The sequence below is a fragment of the Candidatus Allofournierella excrementigallinarum genome (assembly GCF_944388085.1).
Taxonomy (GTDB): domain Bacteria; phylum Bacillota; class Clostridia; order Oscillospirales; family Ruminococcaceae; genus Allofournierella_A; species Allofournierella_A excrementigallinarum.
This window is the reverse complement of sequence record NZ_CALXHK010000062.1, coordinates 1-10767: the sequence shown is the minus strand read 5'-3', so window position 1 is coordinate 10767 and position 10767 is coordinate 1. Positions and strand designations below refer to the sequence as shown.

The following is a 10767-nucleotide window of genomic DNA, read 5'->3' as shown; positions in this document are numbered from 1 at the left end:
TGGTGCGCCCGACTGGATTCGAACCAGCGGCCTTCCGGGTCGGAGCCGAACGCTCTATCCAACTGAGCTACGGACGCATAAGGGGGCGCCCCGCTCCCCGGCGGAGCGCCCGTTTGAAATCACATGGACTGGGGGGCATCGACGCCCAGCAGATCCAGGGCGTTGCGCAGGGTGGTCTTCAGGGCGAGGACCAGGCCCAGGCGCTGGTTGGTCAGCTCGGGGTCGTCGGGGTTGTTCACATGCACCACGTTGTAGTAGCTGTGGTACAGCTTCACCAGAGACAGGATGTACTCCGCAATGATGTTGGGCTTGCGGGTCTTGGCAGCCTTGGCCACCGTGCCGGGGAACTCGCCGATCATCTTCAGCAGCTGCAGCTCCTTTTCGTTGGTGAGCCGGCCGTAGCTTTCTTCACGATGGAAAGCGGGGATCTCCGGGTTGCGCAGGATGGAGCACATGCGGGAGTGGGCGTACTGCGCGTAGTAAACGGGATTGTCGTAGTTCTTGGCGGAAGCCTGCTTGATGTCAAAGTCCATCTGGGTGGTGATGTCCTTGGAGACGAAGAACCAGCGGGCAGCGTCCACGCCCACGTCCTCGCACAGCTCGCGCAGGGTGATGGCGTTGCCGGTGCGCTTGCTCATCTTCACCTCAACGCCGTCCTCCACCATGCGGACCATCTGGATCAGTTCCACAGACAACGTGCCCTTGGGATAGCCCAAAGCGGTGAGGGCCGCCTGCATACGGGTCACATAGGAGTGATGGTCGGCGCCCCACAGGTTGACCATGACGGGGTAGCCGCGCTCCATCTTGTAGACATGGTTGGCGATGTCCGGGGTGAGGTAGGACAGGGTGCCGTCGCTCTTGCGAAGCACGCGGTCCTTGTCGTCGCCGTAGTCGGTGCTCTTGAACCACAAAGCGCCGTCCTTCTCGTACAGCAGGCCCTTGTCGTCCATCATCTTCAGGCAGTCCTTGATGCGCTTCATATCGTTCTGATAGAAGAAGGTCTCGTGCATCCAGGAAGTGATGTTCACGCGGTAGAGCTTCAGGTCGCGGTCGATCTTGGCCAGCTCGCGGTCGATGCCCTGCTGCATGAAGTAATGCAGGCGCTCGCTCGGGTCGGCGGTCAGCCACTTGTCGCCGTCTTCCCTGGCGATGTCCTGGGCGATCTGCTTCACGTCGTCGGCGTGGTAGCCGTTCTCGGGCAGGGGGTATTCCTTGCCGAAAAATTCAAAATAGCGGGACACCAAAGACTCGCCCAGCATGACGATCTGGTTGCCGGCGTCGTTCACATAGAACTCGCGCAGCACGTCGTAGCCGCTCTTTTCCAGCAGGCGGCAGATGGAGTCGCCCCAGGCGGCGTTGCGGGCATGGCCGCAGTGCAGGTCGCCGGTGGGGTTGGCGGACACCCACTCCACCAGGATGCGCACGCCCTTGCCGGATTCGTTCTGGCCGTAGCCATCGCCCTGGTCCAGGACATGGTTGATCAGGCTGGTCAGCGCCTCGCTGCTCAGCTTGAAGTTGATGAAGCCGGGCTTTGCCACCATGACGGACTCCGCCTCGGGCAGCAGCTCGCGCAGCTTTGCCGCAATGGCCTCGGCGATCTCCACCGGGTTCTTGTGCAGTTCGCGGGCCAGCTTCATGGCAACGCCGGTGGCGTAGTCGCCGTTGTCCTTGTTGCGGGGAACTTCCACCACCAGAGTGTCGGGCCCCACGTCCAGGCCGTAAACTTCCTTCACGGCCTGTTTGGTAACGTCATAGATCTTTCCTTCAAAGTTGCTCATACAGGTACTTTCCTCCCAAGTGAACGAGTTTGCGAAATCAGGGGCGGGAAAGGCTCAGCCCTTTCTTGCCACCAGTTCTTCCAGCGTTTTGCACATTTCGTCCGCTTCCTGCGGACCTCGCATGACCACCAGCACCGTGTTGTTGCCGGGCACGCGGCCCACCAGGCGCTCGCTGTCGTCCAACACGTCCACACAGGTGCAGATCGCTTTCGCCATGCCCGGAAGGGTCTTGATCACAATGAAATTGTCGACCTTATCAAAAGAACGGATGCCCAGACGGGCGATGCTCGTCATCTTGTCTTTGTCCTCGCTGGCAGCATCCAGCGCATTGACCGCATAGCGGGGCGCGCCGCCCGGCACGCTGGATTTATACAGATGCAGCGCCCGAATGTCCCGGGACAGGGTGGCCTGGGTACAGTGGAACCCACGCTGCCGCAGAAGCTCCATCAACTGCTGCTGGGTCTCCACGGGCTGGGTGAGGATCAGTTCCAGGATCAGTTTTTGCCGTTCTTCCCTCATGGGGTACCTCCACGGCCTTCCCTCGCGGCCAGGTCAGCGATAGGCCATTGCAAGAAATGCACTCGTTCGATATAGATTATCACAGATCATCGGGAATGTCCATACACAATAGAACCAAAAAATTGTATATTGTTGCATCCATGGCCGGAGAAGCGGCGGCCTATTCCTCTTTTTCGGCCTTTCGGGTGGTTCTTTTCTTGGTTTTGCCGGTCTCGCTGCCGTCGGGTTTTTGCAGTGTGATGCGGTTGCGGAAGTCCGAAGGGGTCATCCCCTTGTACTTGAAAAAATTGATGTTGAAGGTCTTGATGTTGTTGTAGCCCACCTCAAAGGCCACGTCGATGACGTAGTAATCGGTGGAAACCAGCAGCTCGCAGGCCCGGTTGATGCGCACGAAGTTGAGCAGCGCCTCGAAGTTCATGGTGGAATAATAGAGCATCAGGCGGTTCATCTCAGCCACCGAGATGCCGAACTTGGACGCCACCTCGCCGGCGCTCAGTTTTTCCTGGGCGTAGTTCTGGTGGATGTAGTCCGCTATCTCAAAGGCGATGTTCTTGTTGGTGCGGTTGAACTTGGTCTTGGATTTGCCGTAAATTTTGCGGAACTTGATGGGGGTCACGCCCACCTTGGAGGTGAAGTGCTTGGAGAGATGGGAGGCGTCCACAAAGCCGGTGAGGGCGGCGATCTCGTCCAGGGTCAGGTCAGTGTAGACCAAAAAGTCGGAGACCTTTTCGATGCGGATGCTGGTGAGCAGCTTGGTGAAGGTGGTGCCGGTGATGTCGGAAATGCGCTTGGAAAGGGTGGATTCGGAAATGAAGAAGGCCCCGGCCACGCTGCTGAGGGTGAGCTTTTCGGCGGCATGGGCATAGATGTAGCTGAGGATGGCGTTTTCCTGGGAAATGCCTTTTTCATAATCCTTTTCGCCCCGTACGGCCATCACGTACCGCCGGTACAGGATCATCAATTCGACCAGTTTGTTGGTGACGTACAGCTGAGAGAGGGGCTGGGCGGTGGGGGCGCTGTGGGTGGACTCCACGCCCAGTTCAGCGCGCAGCTGCTCGGTCAGCAGGTCGATGTAATCTGTCTGGACGGAGTCCAGGTAGGCCACCGGCTCCATGGACAAGAACTGCAGCAGTTCGGAGCTGTCTTCCTCCAGACCGGATACGCCCTTCAGGACGGAGTTTATGTACTGGTAATCGTAAACGATCCGCATCAGCTGGATGGGCGCGGTCACCTCGGTGATCTCCGAGATGGTCCAGGGTGTGATGGCCACCAGCATGTTGGGGCGGATGTCGTAGCGCACGCCGCTGATCTCGATGACGCCTCTGCCCTTTTTGATGTACAAAAAGCGGGCGGACTGGTGGATCAGGGGCTTGGTGGCCGCCTGGATGGCCTCGTAGTCAAAGGAGCAGATCGTGACCGGATCGTATGCGTCGGAAAGATTCTCCTGAAGGGTTATCAGTCTGTTCAAAATGCATCACCTTCGCCTTTTTTTGAGAGTTTGCAGAAAGGAACAGGAAAGACCGGCCGTATACGCGGGAGATACGGCCGGTTTTCCTATGAAATGAGGGAGTAAGATTTTTGCTTAGAGCGCCATCAGCTCAGAACGAGCATAGCCACAGTCAGGACCACGCCGGCAACCACTGCGATGATGGCCAGAAGCTTGCCAGCCCACTTCAGCCAGGTCTCGTAGGGCACACGGGCCAGAGCCAGGCCGCCCATGATGAAGCCGCAGGTGGGGGTGAACAGGTTGACCAGGCCGTTGGCAGCGACGTTGATCATGATGGAAGTCTCCACAGACCAGCCCATGCCGGCAACGATCGGCGAAACGATCGGGGCGGACAGGCTCGCCAGGCCGGAGGAGGAAGGAACCAGGAAGCTCAGGCCGATGTGGAGCAGGTAGTCCAGAGCGCCGAAGGCAGGAGCCGGCAGGCCGGAAGCGGACAGCGCGGTGACGGAAGCCTCGACCAGCCAGGTGCCCAGGCCGGTGGTGCTCATGATAACGGTGGTGGCGCGGGCCAGCGCGATGACCAGGTTGACGCTGATCATATCCGCGAAGCCGGCCACGATGCAGGGCATCAGCCTGCTCTTGTCTTCCAGGCCGATGAGGCCGATCAGCAGGCCCATGAGCAGGAACCAGGTGGCGGCGTCATCGAACCACCAGTCGCCAAAGCCGTTGCCGGTGAGCCAGTGGGAGAAGCTCAGGGTGTTGTAGATGCCCTCGTTCAGGGAGCCCCAGGGGATGAAGCCCAGGATCATGACCACGAAGGACAGGCCGAAGATCACAAGCACGCCCTTCTGGCGGCCGGTGAGCTTGACGTTGGCGTCGATCTCGGAGGAAGCGCCGTAAGCTTTTTTGCACTCGTCCAGCTGGTCGGCGGTCAGGATGGAGCCTTTGCCCTCCTTGACCTTTTTGGCGTAACGGGTAACGAACAGTGCGGAGATGAAGTAGGTGGCCAGCCACAGGATGATGGCCTCGACGTAAACGATGCCCATGTTCACGTCCACGCCGGCGGCGGCAACCGCAGCGCCGGTGGCGAAGGGGTTGATGGTGGAGCCCAGAACGCCGGAGCCGGCGCCCAGCAGCACCGTCGCGGCGCCGACCAGCGGGTCGAAGCCGGCGGCCATCATGGTGGCTGCGAGCAGGATGTAGAAGCCAACAGTCTCCTCGCCCATGCCGTATGTAGTGCCGCCCACAGAGAACAGGAACATCAGGATCCAAACAAGGGCCAGCTCTTTGCCATGGAGCTTTTTCACCAGCACATGGATGCCGGTCTCCAGAGCGCCGGTGGCGTTCAGGATGGACAGGAAGGCGCCAAGGCAGAACACGAAGCCGATCACATCGCCGGCGTCGTGCCAGCCGCCGATGGGGGCCATCAGGATATCGCTGAGGCTCGCGCCGGTCACGACGGCCTGCTCACCGGTCTCTGCGTCGGTGTAGGTCTGGCCGCTGGCCAGCCAGGTGGCGGCGGACACGAGCAGAAGCACAACGATCAGGATCGCAAATGTGCTTAGCGAACGGCGTTTTTTCTTGTTGCCCATACTATTTCTCCTCTTTTCGTAAAGCGATTTTTACTTTTCGGGAAATTTACGGTTTGATGATGGTGCCGGTTTTCCCTTCCAGGGCGTCCGCCGCCCGGGCAAGGGAGGTGATGAGCGCAACACCGCCTTTGGTGTTGCCTTTGACGAACTCCATGCAGGACTGCACCTTGGGCAGCATGCTGCCGGGCGCGAACTGCTTTTGGCCGATGTACTCCTCGGCCTCTGCCAGCGTCATGGAGGCAAGCTCCTGCTGGCCGGGCTTGTTGAAGTTGATGCACACGCGGTCCACTGCGGTGAGGATGATCAGCTCGTCAGCCTTCACGTCCCGGGCCAGCAGAGCGCTTGCACGGTCCTTGTCGATGACGGCCGCCACACCCTTGAGGCCGGTCTCGGTCTCCACCACGGGGATGCCGCCGCCGCCCACCGTGATCACGATGGCGCCGGCAGACACCAGCTGCTCCACCACGTCCAGCTCCACGATGCGCTGCGGGATGGGGGAAGGAACGACCCGGCGGTAGCCCCGGCCGGCGTCCTCCACAAAGATGAAGCCCTTCTCAGCGGCGATGGCGTCGGCCTCTTCCTTGGTGTAGAAGCTGCCCACGGGCTTGGTGGGTTTGGCAAAACCGGGATCCTTCTCGTCCACGACCACCTGGGTGACCACGGTGGCGCAGGGCTTGCGGATGCCGCGGGCGTTCAGTTCGGCCTGGATGGCCTGCTGCAGGTGATAGCCGATGTAGCCCTGGGTCATGGCGCCGCACTCGGGGAACGGCATATACGGGGTGTTGCCTCCCTTGTTGGCGGAAAACTCCATGGCCAGGTTAATCATGCCCACCTGGGGGCCGTTGCCGTGGCCGATGATGACCTCGTAGCCTTTTTCCACCAGGTCTACGATGGGCTTGGCGGTCTCCTGCACCAGCTTCAGCTGTTCTTCGGGGGTATTTCCAAGGGCGTTGCCCCCCAGCGCCACTACGATCCTCTTACCCATAGTCTTACTTCAGAGTCGCGTACATCACAGCCTTGATGGTGTGCATACGGTTCTCAGCCTCGTTGAACTGGCGGGCCTGTTTGCCCAGGAACACGTCGTCGGTGACTTCCATGGCGGGCAGGCCGAACTTCTTGTAGATGTCCTGGCCAACGGTGGTCTCCAGGTCATGGAAGGAGGGCAGGCAGTGCAGGAAGATGGCGGTGGGCTTGGCCATGGCCATCAGTTCCTTGTTCACCTGGTAGGGCAGCAGGAGCTTGATGCGCTCGGCCCAGATCTCGTCGGGCTCGCCCATGGAGACCCAGATGTCGGTGTAGACGATGTCGCAGTTCTCGGCGCCTTTCTTCACGTCGTCGGTGAACTCCAGCACGGCGCCGGTCTCGGCGGCAACGGCCTGGCACTTCTCGACCAGCTCGGCAGAAGGCATCAGGTCCTTGGGGCCGCAGGCGCAGAAGTGCATGCCCAGCTTGGCGCTGACCACCATCAGGGAGTTGGCCACGTTGTTGCGGGCGTCGCCGAAGAAGGTGAGCTTGCGGCCGCGCAGATCGCCGAACTCCTCGCGGGCGGTCATGATGTCGGCCAGCATCTGGGTGGGATGGAACATATCGGTCAGGCCGTTCCACACGGGCACGCCGGAGTAACGGGCCAGATCCTCGACCACAGACTGCTTGAAGCCGCGGTACTCGATGCCGTCGTACATGCGGCCCAGCACCTTGGCGGTGTCGGCCAGGGACTCCTTCTTGCCCATCTGGGAAGAACCGGGATCCAGGAAGGTCACGCCCATGCCCAGGTCGCGGGCGCCCACTTCAAAGGCGCAGCGGGTGCGGGTGGAGGTCTTTTCAAACAGCAGGACGACCTGCTTGCCGGTCAGCCACTTGTGCTCCACACCGTTGTTCTTCATCCGCTTGAACTCGGCGGACAGGTCCAGCAGGTAATTGATCTCGTCGGGGGTGAAGTCCAGCAGGGTCAGGAAGCTGCGGCCTCTAATGTTGATTCCCATAGTGTAATTTCCTCCTTAAGGAATAAGATGGTTTTTTCGTCGTTGATTATTCTGCCCGGATCAGAGGCATGGACATGCAGCGCGGGCCGCCGCGGCCACGGCTCAGCTCGGCGGAAGGCATCTCCAGAACGGTGATGCCGGCGTCGCGCAGGATGGCGTTGGACACGTCGTTGCGCTGATACACAACGATCTTGCCGGGAGCGATGCACAGGGTGTTGGAGCCGTCGTTCCACTGCTCGCGGGCTGCGGCGATCAGGTCGTCGCCGCCGCAGTAGATCAGCTGGACCTTCTCCACGCCGGTGTACTTCTCCAGGATGTGCTCCAGATCGGAATCCACCCGGTTGATCTGCAGATCGGCGGGGTCGTCCTTGCCCGGGGTGATCTCGTAGACGGTCAGGGGGCCCAGGATGGCGGGATGCACGGTGTACTTGTCCACATCGATCTGGGTGAACACGGTATCCAGATGCATGAACGCACGGCAGGCCGGGATGTCGAAGGCCAGGACGGTGCGGATCTTGGCATTGGGATCGGTGAACAGGTTGCGGGCCGCGATCTCGATCGCGTCGGGGCTGGTGCGCTGGGAGATGCCGATGGCCAGGGTGTCCCCGGTCAGGTTCAGCACGTCGCCGCCCTCGATGTTGGCGTGGAAGTCGCGGTCGTAGTAGCGGGTGATCAGGCCCTCAAAGTCAGGATGATACTTGAAGATGTAATCGGCGTAGATGGTCTCACGGCAGCGGGTGGGGAAACGCATCTTGTGCAGGAACACGCCGCTGCCCACAGAGGCGAAGGGATCGCGGGTGAAGTAGAGGTTGGGCATGGGATCGACGATCAGGTCGTCGGCGGGGGCGATCAGGTCCTGCAGGGAGTAGGCGGAAGCGCCGCCCATCTCTTTCAGGGTGATGCCTTCCATGGTCTTCTCCACCAGGGCCTTGCCCTTGAAGTTGCTGACCAGGTACTCATAGAGCTTATCCTGCCAGCGGCGGGTCTTGATGTTGCCCTCGGACAGCCACTGATACAGGAAGGGCTCCACCAGCTCGGGGTGCAGGTTCAGCACGTCGGTCATCAGGTCCTCCAGGTAGACCACCTCGGTGCCGTTGTCCCGCAGGATCTGGGCGAAGGCGTCGTGCTCCTGCTGGGCGACCTTCAGGAAGGGGATGTCGTCGAAAAGAAGCTCGGGAAGACGATCGGGGGTCAGATTCAGCAGCTCCCTGCCGGGGCGATGAAGAAGAACTTTCTTCAGGGGATTGATCTCACTGCGAACACAAATACCTTTCATAGCTTCTCCTACTTTTAAAATGTACATGAATGTGGATTTTGGATGCCACCCGCGCGAAAGTGGGACCAAGTTCATGATCTGCCATTATAATAGCTTTTTCTAAGGCCCCTCATTGGACTTTTATTATATCACAAATTGTACGATTTCACCAACTTTATTTCCCTTTATGGGAAAGATTTTCAGCACTTTAATCAAAGAAAGCGCATAAAGTTCCAAATTCTGTGAATAAATGAATATGCACATCACCTGATAAAACCAAATGCGGGGGCCTCTGTTAAATAATATTCACGTTTGTTCACAGGGAATGCATTTTGACAGTTTTTTCTGATTCAAAAAACGGAAAGTCAAAATCCGGAAATGTACATTTTTAAAAAGCCTCCGCTTTTGACGCCGGCGGGGCCGTTGGCGTCAAAAGCGGAGTAGCCTTTAAACATATACATATATATAGGGCCTGGCGGAAGGGCCTGGCGCGATTTGACATACCCCGGCCGCGATGCTATGCTGTAGGCACAGAAAAAAGAGGGCGGCCGCATCGGCAGGGCGCATTTTCTGTGCGCCCGCTGCCAGCCGAAATACATCGGCGGCGAGCGCGCCGTCCATCTGCAAACGTGACCCCGAAGAAGGGCTGTGGGAAAGAGGTTTTTTCATTGGCAACGAAGGAACAAATGGCCCGTGCGGTGGAGGGCATCCGCGCCCGCATGGCGCAGGCGGCCCGCGCCGCGGGGCGTGACCCGGCGGATGTGCTGCTGTGCGCCGCCTGCAAGACCCGCACGGTGGAGGAGGTGCGGGAGAGCGCCCTGCTGGACATCGACCTGTTCGGCGAGAACCACGAGCAGGAGCTGGTGGAAAAGAGCGATGCGGGAGCCTATCTTGGCAAGCCGAGCCACTTCATCGGCCATTTGCAGACCAACAAGGTGAACAAGGTGGTGGGCCGCGTCTCCATGATCGAGAGCGTGGACAGCGAACACCTGCTGCGCAAGGTGGACGCCGCCGCCGCCCGGCTGGGGCTGACCCAGGACATCCTCATCGAGATCAACATCGGCGCCGAGGCCAGCAAGAGCGGCGTCGCCCCCGAGGGGCTGTGGCCCCTGGCAGAGGCCGCCGAGGCGGCGGCGAACCTGCGGCTGCGGGGCCTGATGGCCATTCCGCCCGCCGGGGCCACCCCCGACGAGACCCGCGCCTTTTTTGCTGAGATGCGCGGCCTGCTGACCCGCCTGCAGGAAAAGCACTACCAGACGGTCCTGCCGGACACCCTCTCCATGGGCATGAGCGGCGACTTTGAGGCCGCCATCCTGGAAGGGGCCACCATCGTGCGCATCGGCACGGCCATTTACGGCCCCCGGGACTACGGCAGCCGCCCGTGAGGCAGGCCCGGACCACAAAGCAAACAAGGAGGCGGCCCCGCGCCATGGCGCGGGGCCGCCTCCTTGTTTTTCACAGTGCCGTTCAGCCGATGGAAACCGCCACCTTGATCACGCCGTCCCGCCTGTTTTCAAACAGGTCATAGGCCGCGGCAATGTCCTTCAGGGGATAGGTGTGGGTGATAAGCGGGGTGGTGTCGATCTTGCCTTCCGCGATAAGGCGCAGGGTCTCTTCGCAGTCGCAGCCGTCCACGCCGCCGGTCTTGAAGATGAGGTTTTTGCCGTACATCTCCGGCAAAGGCAGCACCTGCGGCCCGTCGTAGAGGGCCACCACCGTGACGATGGCGTTGGGGCGCGCGCAGTCCCACGCCATGCGGAAGGTTGCGTCGCTGCCCGCCACTTCCAGCACCACATCGGCGCCGCCGTGGTCGCTGTGCGCCAGCACGAACTCCTTGAGGCCCTCGGGGGCGGCGGTCAGCACATCGGGCCAGTGGGCGCGCACGAAGGCAAGGCGGCTCTCATCCACATCGCAGACGATGACCCGCCGGGGCCGGTGCAGCAGCACGCACTGAAGGGTGCACAGGCCGGTGGGCCCCGCTCCGATGATGAGCACCGTGTCCTCGGGCTGTATCTCGGAGATGCGCGCCGCCCAGTAGCCGGTGGCCAGCACGTCGCCCACAAACAGCGCCTGCCGGTCGCTCACCGCGTCCGGGATCTTGTTCAGGCCCTGGTCCGCATAGGGCACCCGCACATACTCGGCCTGGCCGCCATCGATGCGCCGGCCCAGTGCCCAGCCGCCGTGCGGGTCTGTG

Annotated in this window: 9 protein-coding genes and 1 tRNA gene; 1 reads left to right on the top strand and 9 read right to left on the bottom strand. The window is 60.7% G+C overall.

Annotation, left to right across the window (positions count from 1 at the left end; genetic code table 11):
* From ACH2AT_RS09775 to ACH2AT_RS09740, 8 genes are all read right to left on the bottom strand, one after another.
* Positions 1–77, bottom strand: a tRNA-Arg gene (locus ACH2AT_RS09775).
* A 42-nt stretch (positions 78–119) separates the two neighbouring features.
* Positions 120–1778: an arginine--tRNA ligase gene (argS, locus tag ACH2AT_RS09770; protein ID WP_394965626.1), complete on the bottom strand. Its 1659-nt coding sequence runs from the start codon at positions 1776–1778 to the stop codon at positions 120–122.
* Positions 1779–1832: 54 nt separating this feature from the next.
* On the bottom strand, positions 1833–2297 hold the full coding sequence (locus ACH2AT_RS09765; protein ID WP_394965625.1) for an arginine repressor: 465 nt from the start codon (positions 2295–2297) through the stop codon (positions 1833–1835).
* 160 nt (positions 2298–2457) lie between these two features.
* The gene (locus tag ACH2AT_RS09760; RefSeq protein WP_394965623.1) at positions 2458–3765 is read right to left on the bottom strand and encodes an AraC family transcriptional regulator; all 1308 of its coding nucleotides are present in this window, start codon (positions 3763–3765) and stop codon (positions 2458–2460) included.
* Between the two features lie 125 nt (positions 3766–3890).
* A complete protein-coding gene (locus ACH2AT_RS09755) occupies positions 3891–5336 on the bottom strand; it encodes a YfcC family protein (RefSeq protein WP_394965621.1) in 1446 nt (481 codons plus the stop codon).
* A gap of 46 nt (positions 5337–5382) precedes the next feature.
* Positions 5383–6321: a carbamate kinase gene (gene arcC, locus ACH2AT_RS09750; RefSeq protein WP_394965620.1), complete on the bottom strand. Its 939-nt coding sequence runs from the start codon at positions 6319–6321 to the stop codon at positions 5383–5385.
* 4 nt (positions 6322–6325) lie between these two features.
* Positions 6326–7318: an ornithine carbamoyltransferase gene (argF, locus tag ACH2AT_RS09745; RefSeq protein WP_394965618.1), complete on the bottom strand. Its 993-nt coding sequence runs from the start codon at positions 7316–7318 to the stop codon at positions 6326–6328.
* A gap of 46 nt (positions 7319–7364) precedes the next feature.
* Positions 7365–8594 (bottom strand): arginine deiminase, encoded by a 1230-nt coding sequence (locus tag ACH2AT_RS09740; RefSeq protein WP_394965616.1) that lies wholly within the window; start codon positions 8592–8594, stop codon positions 7365–7367.
* Positions 8595–9259: 665 nt separating this feature from the next.
* On the opposite strand from ACH2AT_RS09740, the gene ACH2AT_RS09735 reads away from it, so the two are divergent.
* Positions 9260–9958 carry a YggS family pyridoxal phosphate-dependent enzyme gene (locus ACH2AT_RS09735; protein WP_394965628.1) on the top strand — a complete coding sequence of 233 codons (699 nt, stop codon included), beginning with the start codon at positions 9260–9262 and terminating at the stop codon, positions 9956–9958.
* An 82-nt stretch (positions 9959–10040) separates the two neighbouring features.
* Here the strand turns inward: ACH2AT_RS09735 and ACH2AT_RS09730 are convergent.
* Positions 10041–10767, bottom strand: a 727-nt coding sequence (locus tag ACH2AT_RS09730; RefSeq protein ID WP_394965614.1) for a zinc-binding dehydrogenase, incomplete at its 5' end; no start/stop codon positions are given.

Excerpts from the sequence above, each read along its gene's own strand:
- argS (WP_394965626.1), bottom strand. The coding sequence starts at position 1,778 with ATGAGCAACTTTGAAGGAAAGATCTATGACGTTACCAAACAGGCCGTG.
- ACH2AT_RS09765 (WP_394965625.1), bottom strand. The coding sequence starts at position 2,297 with ATGAGGGAAGAACGGCAAAAACTGATCCTGGAACTGATCCTCACCCAG.
- ACH2AT_RS09755 (WP_394965621.1), bottom strand. The coding sequence starts at position 5,336 with ATGGGCAACAAGAAAAAACGCCGTTCGCTAAGCACATTTGCGATCCTG.
- arcC (WP_394965620.1), bottom strand. The coding sequence starts at position 6,321 with ATGGGTAAGAGGATCGTAGTGGCGCTGGGGGGCAACGCCCTTGGAAAT.
- argF (WP_394965618.1), bottom strand. The coding sequence starts at position 7,318 with ATGGGAATCAACATTAGAGGCCGCAGCTTCCTGACCCTGCTGGACTTC.
- ACH2AT_RS09740 (WP_394965616.1), bottom strand. The coding sequence starts at position 8,594 with ATGAAAGGTATTTGTGTTCGCAGTGAGATCAATCCCCTGAAGAAAGTT.
- ACH2AT_RS09735 (WP_394965628.1), top strand. The coding sequence starts at position 9,260 with ATGGCCCGTGCGGTGGAGGGCATCCGCGCCCGCATGGCGCAGGCGGCC.